17 protein-coding genes and 1 tRNA gene are annotated in these 14,062 nt (G+C 54.3%); 7 read left to right on the top strand and 11 right to left on the bottom strand.

What is annotated here, in order from left to right; translation table 11 throughout:
- The first annotated feature begins 204 nt into the window (after positions 1–204).
- A complete protein-coding gene (locus V7Z75_RS13400) occupies positions 205–477 on the top strand; it encodes a hypothetical protein (protein ID WP_334109159.1) in 273 nt (90 codons plus the stop codon).
- Between the two features lie 44 nt (positions 478–521).
- Here V7Z75_RS13400 and V7Z75_RS13395 read toward each other — a convergent pair whose 3' ends face one another.
- From V7Z75_RS13395 to V7Z75_RS13385, 3 genes are all read right to left on the bottom strand, one after another.
- Entirely contained in the window at positions 522–692 is a 171-nt protein-coding gene (locus V7Z75_RS13395; RefSeq protein WP_334109158.1) for a hypothetical protein, read from the bottom strand.
- Positions 693–775: 83 nt separating this feature from the next.
- Entirely contained in the window at positions 776–1,102 is a 327-nt protein-coding gene (locus V7Z75_RS13390) for a type II toxin-antitoxin system PemK/MazF family toxin (protein ID WP_334109157.1), read from the bottom strand.
- A complete protein-coding gene (locus V7Z75_RS13385; RefSeq protein ID WP_334109156.1) occupies positions 1,096–1,344 on the bottom strand; it encodes an AbrB/MazE/SpoVT family DNA-binding domain-containing protein in 249 nt (82 codons plus the stop codon). Before V7Z75_RS13385 ends, V7Z75_RS13390 begins: the two co-directional genes overlap by 7 nt.
- Positions 1,345–1,926: 582 nt before the next feature.
- Between V7Z75_RS13385 and V7Z75_RS14205 the strand changes: the two genes are divergently transcribed.
- Together V7Z75_RS14205 and nadS are read left to right on the top strand one after the other, a co-directional pair.
- The gene (locus tag V7Z75_RS14205; RefSeq protein WP_442919919.1) at positions 1,927–2,127 is read left to right on the top strand and encodes a type II toxin-antitoxin system RelE/ParE family toxin; all 201 of its coding nucleotides are present in this window, start codon (positions 1,927–1,929) and stop codon (positions 2,125–2,127) included.
- Between the two features lie 2 nt (positions 2,128–2,129).
- Positions 2,130–2,417, top strand: a complete 288-nt coding sequence (gene nadS, locus V7Z75_RS13375) for a NadS family protein (RefSeq protein WP_334109155.1) — start codon at positions 2,130–2,132, stop codon at positions 2,415–2,417.
- Positions 2,418–2,620: 203 nt separating this feature from the next.
- On the opposite strand, the gene V7Z75_RS13370 is transcribed toward nadS, so the two are convergent.
- The 6 genes from V7Z75_RS13370 to rpsU all read right to left on the bottom strand — a co-directional run bounded on the left by V7Z75_RS13370 (position 2,621) and on the right by rpsU (position 8,413).
- Positions 2,621–3,772 (bottom strand): site-specific integrase, encoded by a 1,152-nt coding sequence (locus V7Z75_RS13370; protein WP_334109154.1) that lies wholly within the window; start codon positions 3,770–3,772, stop codon positions 2,621–2,623.
- Between the two features lie 19 nt (positions 3,773–3,791).
- Positions 3,792–3,870, bottom strand: a tRNA-Ile gene (locus tag V7Z75_RS13365).
- A 15-nt stretch (positions 3,871–3,885) separates the two neighbouring features.
- Positions 3,886–5,808: an RNA polymerase sigma factor RpoD gene (gene rpoD / locus V7Z75_RS13360; protein ID WP_334109153.1), complete on the bottom strand. Its 1,923-nt coding sequence runs from the start codon at positions 5,806–5,808 to the stop codon at positions 3,886–3,888.
- Between the two features lie 104 nt (positions 5,809–5,912).
- Complete coding sequence (dnaG, locus tag V7Z75_RS13355) at positions 5,913–7,646, bottom strand: DNA primase (protein WP_334109152.1); 1,734 nt, start codon at positions 7,644–7,646, stop codon at positions 5,913–5,915.
- A gap of 88 nt (positions 7,647–7,734) precedes the next feature.
- On the bottom strand, positions 7,735–8,181 hold the full coding sequence (locus tag V7Z75_RS13350) for a GatB/YqeY domain-containing protein (protein WP_334109151.1): 447 nt from the start codon (positions 8,179–8,181) through the stop codon (positions 7,735–7,737).
- 19 nt (positions 8,182–8,200) lie between these two features.
- Positions 8,201–8,413 carry a 30S ribosomal protein S21 gene (gene rpsU, locus V7Z75_RS13345; RefSeq protein ID WP_011480545.1) on the bottom strand — a complete coding sequence of 71 codons (213 nt, stop codon included), beginning with the start codon at positions 8,411–8,413 and terminating at the stop codon, positions 8,201–8,203.
- Between the two features lie 87 nt (positions 8,414–8,500).
- Here rpsU and tsaD point away from each other — a divergent pair, with 87 nt between their 5' ends.
- The 3 genes from tsaD to V7Z75_RS13330 all read left to right on the top strand — a co-directional run bounded on the left by tsaD (position 8,501) and on the right by V7Z75_RS13330 (position 10,200).
- A complete protein-coding gene (gene tsaD, locus V7Z75_RS13340; RefSeq protein WP_334109150.1) occupies positions 8,501–9,523 on the top strand; it encodes a tRNA (adenosine(37)-N6)-threonylcarbamoyltransferase complex transferase subunit TsaD in 1,023 nt (340 codons plus the stop codon).
- 151 nt (positions 9,524–9,674) lie between these two features.
- Positions 9,675–9,917: a type II toxin-antitoxin system ParD family antitoxin gene (locus tag V7Z75_RS13335; RefSeq protein WP_334109149.1), complete on the top strand. Its 243-nt coding sequence runs from the start codon at positions 9,675–9,677 to the stop codon at positions 9,915–9,917.
- Positions 9,910–10,200, top strand: coding sequence for a type II toxin-antitoxin system RelE/ParE family toxin (locus V7Z75_RS13330; protein WP_334109148.1), 291 nt, complete (start codon positions 9,910–9,912; stop codon positions 10,198–10,200). The genes V7Z75_RS13335 and V7Z75_RS13330 overlap by 8 nt, the downstream gene beginning before the upstream one ends.
- A 138-nt stretch (positions 10,201–10,338) precedes the next feature.
- Here V7Z75_RS13330 and plsY read toward each other — a convergent pair whose 3' ends face one another.
- Positions 10,339–10,929, bottom strand: a complete 591-nt coding sequence (plsY, locus tag V7Z75_RS13325; RefSeq protein ID WP_334109147.1) for a glycerol-3-phosphate 1-O-acyltransferase PlsY — start codon at positions 10,927–10,929, stop codon at positions 10,339–10,341.
- Positions 10,930–10,992: 63 nt separating this feature from the next.
- Between plsY and folB the strand changes: the two genes are divergently transcribed.
- Complete coding sequence (folB, locus tag V7Z75_RS13320) at positions 10,993–11,349, top strand: dihydroneopterin aldolase (protein WP_334109146.1); 357 nt, start codon at positions 10,993–10,995, stop codon at positions 11,347–11,349.
- A 40-nt stretch (positions 11,350–11,389) separates the two neighbouring features.
- Here folB and V7Z75_RS13315 read toward each other — a convergent pair.
- A partial coding sequence (locus V7Z75_RS13315) for a type I restriction endonuclease subunit R (protein ID WP_334109145.1) occupies positions 11,390–14,062 on the bottom strand: 2,673 nt, incomplete at its 5' end.

The raw sequence follows: 14,062 nt of genomic DNA, 5'->3' as shown, positions 1-14,062 counted from the left end.
TCAGCTCTTTTAACCAACTCTACTTCTGACCTCTGCTAAAAATGGGGTGATTACCGTGAGACCTAGAATGCTCGACATGTCAGTAGCCTTCCTGAACTCATGTGCCAAGTTCACGCCTCCACCCCATGCATCAAAAACTTTATCCGGGTTTTTTCGAGACAATTCCTTTATTTCACTCAAGAGCTGCAGTGCAGCAGTTGATACATGAAGCAACGATTGCTCTGCATCTCTTTACTGGTTGCATCTCAAAATACGAGCTATGAAGGACATACTTTACTCAAACAGATCCGCATGAGTGCCCGCACGTACAAATATGACCTGCTCAACTTTACTACCATGATCAAGTTTATAGGCCAACAAAAACTCACCGCCGATATGGCACTTAATGGCGCATCATTTGCTATAACAGCACCATGCCTTCTTTTAGTCGATTCATATCGTATCGACCAGATTAAGTTAAACGCTCCCAATCTTTGAGAAAAGACTTGGTGTAATCAGATGTGCGTGGAAACCTGCTACGTTTACTTTGAGCTGTTTTTTTCGAGATCATTCTGCAATTCATCAGCTGTTGCAAAACGAGCCTTACGTCCGTTAACAATGGCATCTGCTTCCATCATTGCTGCATGAGTTTCTGGATTAGGGACTTTAAGAAGAAAGGGAACCCGAACATGCACCATGCTTGTAGTAGTCATAATCTACTCCTTCATCAATGGAGTTACATTGCATCTCAATTACTTTAATAGCTAAAGAGGTGAAGCTGGTTACTCTTGCTGTTTTATTCAGAAAAAGTTTCCTGCAGCACAGCAAGAATACCTGAGAGAGCAGCTTTATCGACCTTGCCAAGATGCTTGACAAAGCGTGTTTTATCCAGCGTTCGAATCTGGTCTCCCAGGATTAACCCTTTCTTACCCTCAAAACTCAACGGGACACGAAAAGGTGCTGGATGACTGCCTGTTGTCATTGGCGCAACAATGACAGTGCGTAGATGGTCATGAATTTCCGCAGGAGATACGATGACACATGGTCGGGTTTTCTGAATCTCGCTACCGACAGTAGGATCTAACGATACTAGCCAGATATCTCCACGCGTCACCTTTACCATGAGAGGTCCGCATCCCCTTCATTGGCAAACTCAGGCCAAACAGCTTTGTCATCGCCTGCTTGTGCAATCAGGCTGCTAGCTTCTGCCCAACCAGACCTTGTGCTTTTCGCAGGCTTGCGTAATACAATAGCATTGTGCTCAATTGACATTTCAAAGCCATCTTCAATGCCTAATTGAGCAATAACAGCTTTGGGAATAATCACTCCTTGAGAGTTGCCCATTTTTCGAAGTGTTGCCTTCATCTTGATTTCCTCCAAAACAATAAGCACATTGTATCAACCCTGGAAGCCAATTAAAAGCACAATGTTATTACATCAAGCTATCGTTGCATCTCAAAATACGAGCTATGCAGGGCATAGACAAGGCCTTTTATTTGCAGACGCTGTTTAATCGCCGGATCCGGCGCAGCTGGTAAGGGCGCCGGGATCCTGCGTTCCCCCTGGCTTAAATCTCCACTTCGACCGTTCATTGTAAAAGCCAGCTGCAGGGCAGCAGACAGAACGAGCAAACTTTAATCGATGCAGGGTGGATACCCTATCCTCACCCTATTTGTAGCTTGTAGGCGTACTACGTGCATCTCATCCCGTTTGAACCACTTCGAAGTAGTAGTTAGGCATTTATTACATGTATCTCGACAGTATTAATCTGGGCACTTCAATTACCCACCTACCTCACCACCTGATAAAATACGCCATTGGCGTATAGTTGACTGATGCTTTTTATCGAAACACCTACTTTTACCCGGTTGATTACTGATCATCATTCATGATGAGGAGTATTCAAAGCTACAAGAAGAGCTGGCACGGCGGCCTGAAGCAGGGGATTTGATTCGAGATGGTGGTGGGATTCGCAAGCTACGTTGGAAACGCACGGGATCCTGTAAAAGCGGAGGAATTCGAGTGATCTATTATTGGATTACTGAGGATAATCAGATTTTGATGTTAGTAGCGTATCCGAAAAGTGTGAAGGATAACCTGACGGATAAGGAAACCGCGATATTACGCAAATTGGTAAAGGAGTTATGAGAATGGATAAGTCTGTGTTTGATGATCTACAGCAGAGCCTGAAAGAGGCTGTTACTATTCGACGCAAAGAGCTAGCACTGAGCAAAATCACTGAAATTCATGCCCCTGATGCCAAGGCAATTCGGGATAAGGTCGGCCTAAGCCAGACTGAGTTTGCCCAATTAATAGGCGTTAAGGTAGCAACGCTTAGAAATTGGGAGCAAAACAGGCGCAAACCAACAGGAGCGGCTGCGGCGCTGCTTACAATTGTAGAAAAGGAACCAGCAGCAGCACTGCGTGCATTGCATTAGCCGATGGCTAAATGTTCTATCCAGTGCCCAGCATTATCTTCTGGGGCGCGACGAACGTTCCGCGTCATGGGGCAAGTTGGATGGAGCTCAATTTGTTATGGACCGTACAACGTGTTCTCGTGGTGTAACCCACCAATGCATTTCGCAGGCAGGCCTCTTCACACTAATGGCATTACTGCCAGACCACATCGAACTACTACAAATCAACTGTCCAGCTTGTTAGCCAACTCCAAAGCGGTCGGATGGTAATAGCGCATTACCATCTGCAGCGTTTTCCAACCAAAGGCTTTGGCCAACTCTTGAGGCAATAATTTCTTTGCAGCCCTGCTTGCTGCCTCATGTCTGAGATCATGAAATGTGAGACCTACAATGCCCGACATGTCAGTAGCCTTCCTGAACTCATGTGCCAAGTTCACGCCTCCACCCCATGCATCAAAAACTTTATCCGGGTTTTTCCGAGGCAATTCCTTTATTTCATTCAAGAGCTGCAGTGCAGCAGTTGATAAAGGTACGTCTCGGAACTCTCCGTTTTTAGTCTTGGCTAAGTGAATGTATCGCTGATCAGCAAACACTTGCGACCATTCCAAACTCAGCAACTCACCGGCTCGCATACCAGTTAAGATCGCGAGCTTCACAATATACTGTAGCCAAGGAGTCCCCGCCCGCACTTTTCCTGCAGCCTCAAGCAACCTAGTCTCCTCATCGCCGACAAGGCGCCGAATTCTACCTTGACTAGGTTTGGGCATCTCGATTTCCCTCACTGGGTTTGCCAGATCAGTTAATCTCCTCCGTTTTCGCAGCAGAGTATAAAGATGACTTATTACAGCCAACTCTAGCCGGATGGTGCTGTCACTCAGGGGTTTTGTTTTACCCCGCCTGACGACCATCACCCTTCTTCGCTCTTCTATGTAAATTGCCAGATCTTCACCAGTGATCCTATACACTGGTCGTTCAGCTAGGTAATGTTTTTTCCAAAACGATATACGACCGGCCTCCGCCTGATGCTTGGCTTTTTTAGCGGACACATTCTTTTCATACCATTCCAAAGCCTCACTTAGAGTCATCTCCAACAAGTGCTTTGGTATAACTTGATGACCCAATTCAAGGCGCCGCTCTTCTACTACAGCCCAAGATCGCGCCTCTTTGTCTGTTTCGAAGGTTTTTCTTAAAACCGGAAATCCTTTACGTCGGATTTCCGCTTGAAATTGATAAGGTCCCCTGTGTCTGATTGTCGCCACACCAAGCTCCATAAAAAGTGATTCGGAGACAGGTATAGCTACTGAGAGGAATTTTCCCGATTTGATGATTTGCGGCAAGAATGCGGCAAAAAAATAAGAATGGGTTAGGATTTGCATCCTAACCCATTGATTTTAATGGTGGGCCTCCCCGGAGTCGAACCGGGCACCAACGGATTATGAGTCCGCTGCTCTAACCATGCATGAGCTAGAGGCCCTAAAACTGTAACCGCTTAGTCGTTGCCAGTTTCGAGGAAGCTGCGCAGACGTTCGGAACGTGTTGGATGGCGCAGTTTACGCAGCGCTTTGGCCTCAATTTGACGGATACGCTCGCGTGTGACGTCGAACTGTTTACCGACCTCTTCCAACGTATGGTCGGTGTTCATTTCGATGCCGAAACGCATGCGTAATACCTTGGCTTCCCTGGCGGTCAGCGATTCTAACACTTCTTTGGTAGCATCGCGCAAGCTTGCATAGACGGCTGCATCGACCGGTGCCAGCGTTGCCACGTCCTCGATGAAATCTCCCAGATGAGAGTCGTCGTCGTCACCGATCGGAGTCTCCATGGAGATAGGCTCCTTGGAAATTTTGAGGATTTTGCGGATTTTGTCTTCCGGCATTTCCATTTTTTCCGCAAGCGTGGCTGGATCAGGCTCCAGGCCGGTTTCCTGCAGAATCTGGCGGCTGATACGGTTCATCTTGTTGATGGTTTCGATCATATGCACAGGGATGCGGATGGTACGCGCCTGGTCAGCGATGGAGCGCGTGATCGCTTGGCGGATCCACCATGTGGCGTATGTCGAGAACTTGTAGCCACGGCGGTATTCGAACTTGTCCACCGCTTTCATGAGACCAATGTTGCCTTCCTGGATCAAGTCGAGGAATTGCAAGCCGCGATTGGTGTATTTCTTGGCGATGGATATCACCAGACGCAGATTGGCCTCAATCATTTCACGCTTGGCACGGCGCGCACGCGCTTCGCCCGTGGACATCTGCTTGTTGATTTCCTTGAGTTCCTTGATGGGAATGCCAACGCGCTCCTGGATATCCAGTAACTGTTGCTGCTGATCATCAATGGAGTGCCTGAAACGCTCCAGTCGCTCGACATATGGCTTATTCAGCTTCAGCTCGTTGGCAAGCCATTCCATATTGCCTTCATTGCTTGGGAAGCTCTTGATGAAGTGCGGACGCGGCATGCCTGCCTTTTCCACGCAGAAATCCATGATCTTGCGCTCATGGCTGCGAATTTCCTCAACCATACTACGAACGCGGTCACACAAGGCTTCCACCTGTTTGGCAGAGAAACGGAAGGCCATCAATTCTTCAATAATAGAAGCTTGTAATGCCAGATATTCTTTATCCTGGGAGCCTTTTTTCCGCAGTATATCCGCCATCTTTTCATGCGCGCCGCGAATGACAGAGAAACGGCCCAATACTTCCTCACGCAGCCTGGCGAGCGCTTCAGCCGAGATGGCAGCAGACTTGGCGCCATCATCGTCCTCTTCCTCGTCTTCACTGTTTTCCTCAGAAACCTCTTCCGTATCGGCAGCCTCTTCCGCAGCAATTTCCGCGCCCAAGCCATCATCCGTGTCAATCAGCCCATCCACCAGCTCATCAACGCCAAGCTCTTCCTTTTCGACCCGCTCCACCATGGCGAGTAGTTCAGTAATCGTGCTCGGACAGGCGGCAATTGCCTGCACCATATGCTTAAGGCCATCTTCGATGCGCTTGGCAATCTCGATTTCGCCTTCACGTGTCAGCAAATCAACTGTTCCCATTTCACGCATATACATACGCACTGGGTCGGTCGTGCGGCCAAATTCAGAATCTACCGTGGAAAGGGCTTGCTCTGCCTCCTCAGCCGCATCTTCATCAGCGACTGGCGCAGGCGCATCGGACATCAACAAGGCTTCGGCATCTGGAGCCTCTTCATACACCTGGATGCCCATGTCGTTGATCATGCCGATAATGCCGTCGATCTGTTCGGAATCCTGCACATCATCCGGCAAGTGATCGTTGATTTCGGCATAGGTCAGGTAGCCGCGCTCCTTGCCCAGCACGATCAGGGTCTTCAACCGCGTGCGACGTATGTCGGCATCGTTTGCAGAAATGTCTGCCTTGTCGTTCAGATTTTCATTCTGTTGCTCTTTAGCCATGCTTGACCTCTTAGACCGCGGTTGATTACGGGAAACCCTAGATTATACCATAAAAACAGCTGTAAACTTTAGCTGTCGCCCATACCAGACTCTTCCAAATATACTTAACGCATGCTGATGGACCGCAGCAACGCCAGTTCTTCCTCAGTGAGTTGGCTCAGTTTTTTTTCCTTGAGCCTATCCACAATAGAAGCCTGATGGCGCTGCAGGTGCATGTCCCTCAACTGCTTGCGCACGCCCTCGATCTCCAGCGCGAAATCCAGGCTTTCATCAAGCAAGGGCAGCTCGCGTTGCAAATCGCGCAGCAACCGGACATCCACTGTCGATTCCAATGCATGCAGAATAGCTACCGGCTTGGCGGCCGGGTTGTCCAAGGCAGATTGCACCACCTGGCGCATCATTTCATCTTCCGCTGCATTATCCGTTACCCATTCCGCATCCTGCGCTTGCACCAGATGCGGCTGTATAATGGCCATCAGGGCGAACCGCCGTTGCAGCGACATGGTCGTGCGCGCCTGCTTGGGAGCAGACCGCGGCTTGGCGCGATTAGTTTCCGGCAACTTGATCATGCGGCGCATTTCCTCTGTGGAAATATCCGCCAGCTCCGCAATCCGCTTGCGCAGCAGCAATGCCAGCCGTGGCGCCTGAATCTGCTTGAGGATGGGCTCGGCCTCATTGAGGAACTGTACCCTGTCCTCCTGCGATTGCAGAGGGTTCTTGGCGCTCAGCTCCTGCACCAGATATTGTGATAAAGGTAGTGCCTGCTCCATCAAGGCTTCAAATGCTTCCTTGCCGAAGGCCCGCACATAACTATCCGGGTCATGCTCCGCAGGCAGAAACAGAAAGCTCAGACGCAAACCATCCTTGAGCGCGGGTAACGCATTAATCGCCGCGCGCCAGGCCGCGCCACGGCCCGCATTATCGCCATCAAAACAGAACACGATGTCATCGGTCTGGCGCATCAGTTTGGTGATATGCGTAGGCGTCGTCGCCGTGCCCAACGCCGCCACGGCATATTCGATGCCGTATTGCGCCAGGGCCACCACGTCCATGTAGCCTTCCACCACCAGCACGCGCCCCGCTTCGCGGATCGCCCGCCTCGCCAGGAACAAGCCGTACAGCTCCTGGCCTTTCTGAAATAAGGGTGTTTCCGGCGAATTCAAGTATTTCGCTCCAGCATCCGCGCTTTCCAGCACGCGGCCGCCGAAGCCGATGACCTGGCCTTTCTGGTCATGGATAGGGAACATGATGCGGTCGCGGAAGCGGTCGTAACGCCGCCCCTGCTCATTATCGATCACTAGGCCCGCAGTTTGCAGCACCTCATGCCGGTAGTCCGGGAACACGGCTTCCAGGTTCTGCCAGCCGGCCGGAGCATAGCCGACCTGGTAACGCGCCGCCACCTGGCCGCTCAAGCCACGCCCCTTGAGGTATTCGATCGCCCGCTGGGATTTTTTCAGTTCCGCCTTGTAGTAAGTGGCCGCTTGTTGCATAACTTCCTGCAGGCCGGGAACCGCCTTGGCCCGCGCCACTTCTTGCGGCGTGCGTGTTTCCTGCGGCACGATCATACCGACAGACTTGGCCAGCTCATGCACTGCTTCCACAAAGCTGATGCCCTGGTATTCCATGATGAACCCCAGAGCGGAGCCATGCGCGCCGCAGCCAAAGCAGTGATAGAACTGCTTGGTGGGACTTACCGTGAAGGACGGGGATTTTTCGTTATGGAAAGGACAGCAGGCGGAATAATTGGCTCCCGATTTCTTCAACGGCACACTGCGGTCGATCACATCGACGATGTCGACGCGGTTGAGCAGCTCTTGAATGAAGGAATCAGGAATCATGAGTGAAAATAATAGCCGAAGTCGAAACTAATAAAAGCAAAAAAGGAGCCCGAAGCTCCTTTTCCAGTAACCCATTAAGGCAACGTCCTCAAGCGCCAAGCCCGGACTTGATCAACCCTGAAATCTTGCCCATATCGGCACGGCCCAGCACCTTGGGCTTCACTGCCGCCATCACCTTGCTCATATCCTTGATGCCGCTGGCGCCAGTTTCGGCAATGACATCAGTAATAATGGCATTGACTTCGTCATCCGTCAGCGCTGCGGGCAGGTAGGTTTGCAGCACAGTGACTTCAAACTTTTCCACATCAGCCAAATCTTGCCGATTCGCCGCCTCATACTGCGAAATCGAATCGCGGCGCTGCTTGAGCATTTTCTCGATCGCCTCGATCACCTGACTATCGTCCAGCTCGATCCGTTCATCCACTTCGCGCTGCTTGATGGCAGCCTGCAAAAGACGAATAGCCCCGAGACGTGCGCTATCCTTGGCACGCATCGCGGCTTTCATGTCTTCGGTAATTTGTGCCTTGATCGTCACGGCAACCTCACCGGAATGCTTAGTACAGCTTGGTAGGCAGGGTTTGGCTGCGGATACGGCGGTAGTGGCGCTTCACGGCAGCAGCAGCCTTGCGCTTGCGCTCCCATGTTGGCTTTTCGTAATATTCGCGGGCGCGCAAATCAGTCAGCAGGCCAGTCTTTTCAATCATGCGCTTGAAACGGCGCAGAGCCACGTCAAACGGCTCGTTTTCTTTTACACGTACGCTAGACATTTAAATCACTTTACCTTTGAGAAAGGGTGAAAAAGTTTGCTATTCTAGCGCCTCATTATTGTTTTATCAACATTATCCGTAAAACTTATGTTAATCCTCGGCATCGAATCCTCCTGCGACGAAACCGGCCTCGCCCTGTACGATACGGAACACGGCCTGCTCGCCCATGCCCTGCACTCGCAGATCGACATGCACGCTGAATACGGCGGCGTGGTGCCGGAACTGGCCTCGCGCGACCATATTCGCCGCGCCCTGCCCCTAACACGCCACGTGTTGGATTCCGCCGGGAAGTCATTGCAAGACCTTGACGGTATCGCCTACACTCAAGGCCCGGGCCTCTCTGGCGCCCTGCTGGTCGGCACCAGCATCGCCGAATCGCTGGCGTTCAGCCTCAAGCTGCCCACCATCGGCGTGCACCACCTGGAAGGCCATTTGCTCGCACCGCTGTTGGAACCCGATCCCCCAGCATTCCCCTTTGTCGCACTGCTGGTATCCGGCGGCCACACGCAACTCATGCGCGTTGCCGCCATTGGCGATTACGAGCTGCTGGGAGATACATTGGATGATGCTGCTGGCGAAGCCTTCGACAAAACCGCCAAACTGTTGGGACTCAGCTACCCTGGCGGCCCGGCAGTCTCGAAGCTCGCGAGCCAGGGACAGGCCGGTGCATGTCATTTGCCTCGCCCCATGCTCAACAGCGGCGACCTCAACTTCAGCTTCAGCGGCCTGAAAACGGCGGTGCTGACGCTGGTCAACCAACATGGCGACAAGCTGGACGATGTTACCCGCGCCAATATCGCCTACGAATTTCAGGAAGCCGTGACGGAAGTGCTCACTAAGAAATGTATGGATGCACTGCGAAAAACCGGCATGACGCAACTCATCGTCTCCGGCGGAGTGGGTGCCAACACACGCCTGCGGGAAAGATTGAACCAGGCCGCCAAACGCAGGCGTTGCCATGTGCATTACCCGCGCCTGGAATTCTGCACCGACAATGGCGCCATGATCGCTTTTGCCGGGGCAATGCGCATGCAGCGACATATGCAGGAAGGCGATCACAGCTTCACCGTCAGGCCGCGTTGGGATCTGGCGGAACTGGACAGGCCGTGACCGAGCCCTGCCGTCATCCCGGCCTCCGAGCCAGGATATTGCGGAGATGGAGGCATATCCCAAGATACCGGATCAAGCCCGGCATGACAGATATTATGTAGTGTTGTACCAATATTTAATATATATTGGTACAACACACCAGGAGAACATCATGAGCCGAAATACATCCGTAGCCCTCGGGCAACACTTCACCAGCTTCATTGATACCCAAGTACAAGGCGGGCGCTATGGCTCCGCAAGCGATGTAGTTAGAGCCGGATTAAGACTACTGGAGGAACACGAAGCCAAGGTGCAAGCGCTGCAAGAGGCACTGAATGCTGGCCGTCAATCCGGTGAACCGCGCCCGTTCGATAGCGAGGCGTTCTTGAACCGAATGCACGCTAAGCATGGCTAAACCCTACCGGCTGTCCCCGCTGGCCGAGGCCGACCTTGAGGAAATCTGGCTCTACTCGCTCAAAAACTGGTCACTGGAGCAGGCAGACACCTATCACAACAGCCTTGTAGCTACATTTGAGGGGCTGGCGGCAGGTACAAGGCAGGGCTGTCCCGCCAATGTTCTGCCGGACTTCCAGAAGTACCTATTCGGTTCGCATGTGATCTATTTCCTGGACTATGCCAGCCATCTGGACGTTATCCGCGTTCTTCATCAACGACAGGACGCCGAACGGCACCTATGATGACGAAGCCACACTGACCTGCTGGCTAAAAATCCCCGAGGTTCTGGTCAAACGCTCTGCCGCAGATAGTTCACGCAATACGGCAAAGCAGAACAACAATGCCGGAAGGATATTGCTGGCAGTTCCAAAGACGGTTAATCAGGGCTTCTTGCCAAACCCTGACTCAGTGCCATCCAGCAACTTACGGATATTGCTGCGGTGACGCCAGATCAGCAGCAGCGACAGCACGAACACCACCACAATGTACTGGATCGGCAGCAGCAGCCACCAGGCAAAACCAGGCGCAAGCACCGCCGCCGTCAATGCCGCAAGTGAAGAAAATTTCGTCAGTGCGAAAATGACAATCCAGCTCAGCAACGCCAGCCCGGCCAGCAACGGCGAAAATGCCAGCAGCACGCCCAGCGCCGTCGCCACGCCCTTGCCGCCCTTGAAGCGGTAAAACACCGGGTACAAATGCCCGAGGAACACCGCCAGCGCAATCCAGCACACCACGTCCACCTCTAGGCCATACACCTGCGCCAGCCACACCGGCAGCCAGCCTTTGGCTGCATCCCCGAGCAACGTTAGCAGTGCCGCCAACTTCTTGCCGCTACGCAGCACATTGGTCGCACCGGGGTTGCCGGAACCCACCGTGCGCGGGTCGGGCAGCCCGAACGCGCGGCTAACCAGAATCCCGAATGAAACGGATCCAAGAAGATAGGCAAGAATAACGAAAGCAGCGGTAGTCATGAGAATTGGATTAAAATTGGATGGCCTATTCTACCAGCCCCGCGGATTTAACGCAGAACCCTCATGGACATCATCTTTCTCAGCGAAGTCAAAGTACAAACCCACCTCGGCGTCCCCGACTGGGAGCGCCTCACCGCGCAAACCATCATCCTCGACATCGAAATCGCCATGCCGCACAGCCAATCGTGCCAAACTGACGACATCACCGACACCATAGACTACGGCCAAGTCGTCGCCCGCATCCGTGAAACCCTGGCGGAACGCTCGTTCAAACTGGTGGAAGCATTGGCCGAGCATATCTGCCAACTCATCCTGCAGGAATTCGGCGCACCCTGGGTGAAAATCAGAGTGGCCAAGCCGGGGATATTGCCGGGGTTGAAGGCGTTGGGGGTAGTGATTGAACGGGGGCAGAAAACTTGACCACTCGATACCCCTAATAAAGACTAGTTCAGAATCATCATCACTTCGACCACGCGTTCGACAACGACTCTGCCTGTGTCAGTACCAACTCGATGGCAGCCTCCTCACCCACCGGCGGATATTTCCATTTCTTCAGCGTGCGCCGCACCAGAATCCGCAGCTTTGCCCGCACGCTCTCGCGCACCTGCCAATCCACCGTGGTGCTATTGCGCAGCTTCTCGGTGATCTCGACGGCAATCTTCTTCAAGATGTCGTCGCCCAGTTCGCGCACGGCGCTTTCGTTGTTGGCCAGGGCGTCGTAGAAGGCGATTTCGTCCGGGTTCAGCCCCAGCGCTGCCTCGCGCTCCAACGCCGCCTGGAAGTCCTTGGCCATCTGGATCAGCTCCTCGATGACCTGCGCCGTCTCCACCGCCCGGTTGTGGTACTTGCGCAAGGTTTCCAGCAGCCGGTCGCCGTACTTCTTCTCCTGCACCACGTTGTTGCGCGCCCGCGCCTTGATCTCGTCGCGCAGCAGCTTTTCCAGCAGTTCCACCGCCAGGTTGCGGCTCTTCATCTGCCGCACGTCTTCTAGGAACTCGTCCGACAGCAAGCCGATGTTGGGCTTGTCCAGGCCCGCCAAGGCGAAGATGTCCGCCACCCCGTCGGCCACGATGGCGTTGTCCAGAATCTGCTTGAGCGCGCTGTTCTTGTCTGCGTCGGAACGCTTGCGGTCCACCGTGGTGAACTTGACGATGGCGGCCTTGACGGCTGCGAAGAAGGCAATCTCCGTGCGCAGCGCGACAGCTTCATCGAGCGTGCTGCACAGGGAAAACGCCTTGCTCACCGCCAGCATGGCATCGAGGAAACGCTGTTTGCCGTCCTTCAGCCCCAGGATGTGGTTGGCAACTGGCACCAGCAGCTTCATCGCGTCGGTTTCGAAGCCGCTGTAATCGAAGCCATGCATCAGCCCGCGGACGATGTCGAGCTTTTCCAGCAGCACGGCCAGGGCCTCGACCGCGTTGTGCGCCGGTTCGCCCTTGCCCTTGGACTCGGTGTAAGTCTTGAGCGCTGCTTTCAGCTCGTTGGCGATACCGATGTAATCCACCACCAATCCGCCGGGTTTGTTGCGGAACACTCGGTTGACGCGGGCAATGGCCTGCATCAGGTTATGGCCCTTCATGGGCTTGTCCACATACATGGTGTGGCAGCACGGCGCGTCGAAGCCAGTCAGCCACATGTCGCGCACGATCACTAGCTTCAACGGGTCTGCCAGGTCTTTGAAGCGCTTTTCAAGACGTTTCTTCACCTGCTGGCTGTACAGGTGCGGTTGCAGCAAGGGCTTGTCCGCTGCCGAGCCGGTCATCACCACCTTGATCGCGCCCTTTTCGGGGTCGGCGTCGTGCCAGTCCGGGCGCAGGGCGACGATGGCGTTATACAGCTCGGCGCAGATGTCGCGGCTCATGCACACGATCATCGCCTTGCCTTCCAGCGTGGCGGTGCGTGTCTCGAAGTGCTGCACCAGGTCGGCCGCCACCTGTTCCAGACGCGGCTGCGCGCCGACCAGCTTGGTCAGCGCAGCCCAATCGCTCTTGGTCTTCTCGCGGGCGGTGATATCTTCCTCGTCCTCGATGACCTCATCCACCTGGGCATTGAGCGCGTCGATCTCGGCCTGGTTCACGTCCAGCTTGGCCAGGCGGCTTTCGTAGTAGATCGGCACTGTGGCGCCATCGTCCACCGCGTCCTGGATGTCGTAGATGCTGACGTAGTCGCCAAACACCGCCCGCGTGTCCTTGTCTTCCAGGGCAATGGGCGTGCCGGTAAAGCCAATGAAGGTGGCGTTGGCCAGCGCGTCACGCATGTGCTTGGCGTAGCCGAACACGTACTTGCCGGTCTTGGTGTCCAGTCGCCCCTTCATGCCGTACTGGCTGCGGTGCGCCTCGTCGGAAATCACCACGATATTGCTGCGGCCCGATAGCAGCGGGTGCTGCTCCTCGTCCTCCAGCAACGCGAACTTCTGCACCGTGGTGAAGATGATGCCGCCCGCCTCGCGCGAGGCCAGCATCTCGCGCAGTTCCTCGCGGCTGCCGGCCTGCACCGGCGTTTGCCGAAGCAGGTCTTCGGCGGCGCAAAAGGTGCCGAACAACTGCCCGTCCAAGTCGTTGCGGTCGGTCACCACCACCAGCGTGGGGTTCTTCATCTCGGGTTGCTGCAACAGCTTGCCCGCATAGCAGGCCATGGTGATGCTCTTGCCCGAGCCTTGCGTATGCCACACCACGCCAGCCTTGCGGCTGCCGGGCTGCACTTCCTTGCCATAGGTGGCGCGCGGCTCCTGCACTTCCAGCAAACCCTTGTTCGGATTGCTGGCGGCGATCACCGTGGCTTTCACCGCTTCGCGCACCGCATGGAACTGGTGGTAGCCCGCGATCTTCTTGATGATCTGGTCGGCATCCTGTTCGAACAGCACGAAGTGGCGCACGTAGTCGAGAAACAGCGCAGGCTCGAAGAAGCCGCGCACCAGGGTTTCCAGTTCGAACTCCAGCAGCGGCCGGTCGTCCTCATTGGCGATCGCCCGCCAGGGCTGCATGCGTTCCTGGTTGGCCGTGAGCGACCCCAGGCGCGCCGTGAAACCGTCGCTGACCACCACCGCCACATTGGTGTTGAACAGGTCGCCGATTTCTTCCTTGTAGGTCTGGATCTGGTTGAAGGCATCCCAGATGTCGGTCTGCTCGTTGGC

It is taken from the genome of Methylobacillus sp., assembly GCF_036844465.1.
Lineage (GTDB): Bacteria > Pseudomonadota > Gammaproteobacteria > Burkholderiales > Methylophilaceae > Methylobacillus.
Note: the sequence above shows the minus strand (reverse complement) of the source record. Positions and strands in the feature narration are given on the sequence as shown.

What these genes read in the sequence shown, in the direction of transcription:
- rpsU (WP_011480545.1), bottom strand. Translation starts at nt 8,413, where the DNA reads ATGTCTAGCGTACGTGTAAAAGAAAACGAGCCGTTTGACGTGGCTCTG.
- V7Z75_RS13395 (WP_334109158.1), bottom strand. Translation starts at nt 692, where the DNA reads ATGACTACTACAAGCATGGTGCATGTTCGGGTTCCCTTTCTTCTTAAA.
- nadS (WP_334109155.1), top strand. Translation starts at nt 2,130, where the DNA reads ATGGATAAGTCTGTGTTTGATGATCTACAGCAGAGCCTGAAAGAGGCT.
- plsY (WP_334109147.1), bottom strand. Translation starts at nt 10,929, where the DNA reads ATGACTACCGCTGCTTTCGTTATTCTTGCCTATCTTCTTGGATCCGTT.
- V7Z75_RS13335 (WP_334109149.1), top strand. Translation starts at nt 9,675, where the DNA reads ATGAGCCGAAATACATCCGTAGCCCTCGGGCAACACTTCACCAGCTTC.
- V7Z75_RS13370 (WP_334109154.1), bottom strand. Translation starts at nt 3,772, where the DNA reads ATGCAAATCCTAACCCATTCTTATTTTTTTGCCGCATTCTTGCCGCAA.
- V7Z75_RS13385 (WP_334109156.1), bottom strand. Translation starts at nt 1,344, where the DNA reads ATGAAGGCAACACTTCGAAAAATGGGCAACTCTCAAGGAGTGATTATT.
- rpoD (WP_334109153.1), bottom strand. Translation starts at nt 5,808, where the DNA reads ATGGCTAAAGAGCAACAGAATGAAAATCTGAACGACAAGGCAGACATT.
- tsaD (WP_334109150.1), top strand. Translation starts at nt 8,501, where the DNA reads ATGTTAATCCTCGGCATCGAATCCTCCTGCGACGAAACCGGCCTCGCC.
- folB (WP_334109146.1), top strand. Translation starts at nt 10,993, where the DNA reads ATGGACATCATCTTTCTCAGCGAAGTCAAAGTACAAACCCACCTCGGC.
- dnaG (WP_334109152.1), bottom strand. Translation starts at nt 7,646, where the DNA reads ATGATTCCTGATTCCTTCATTCAAGAGCTGCTCAACCGCGTCGACATC.
- V7Z75_RS13330 (WP_334109148.1), top strand. Translation starts at nt 9,910, where the DNA reads ATGGCTAAACCCTACCGGCTGTCCCCGCTGGCCGAGGCCGACCTTGAG.
- V7Z75_RS13390 (WP_334109157.1), bottom strand. Translation starts at nt 1,102, where the DNA reads ATGGTAAAGGTGACGCGTGGAGATATCTGGCTAGTATCGTTAGATCCT.
- V7Z75_RS13400 (WP_334109159.1), top strand. Translation starts at nt 205, where the DNA reads ATGAAGCAACGATTGCTCTGCATCTCTTTACTGGTTGCATCTCAAAAT.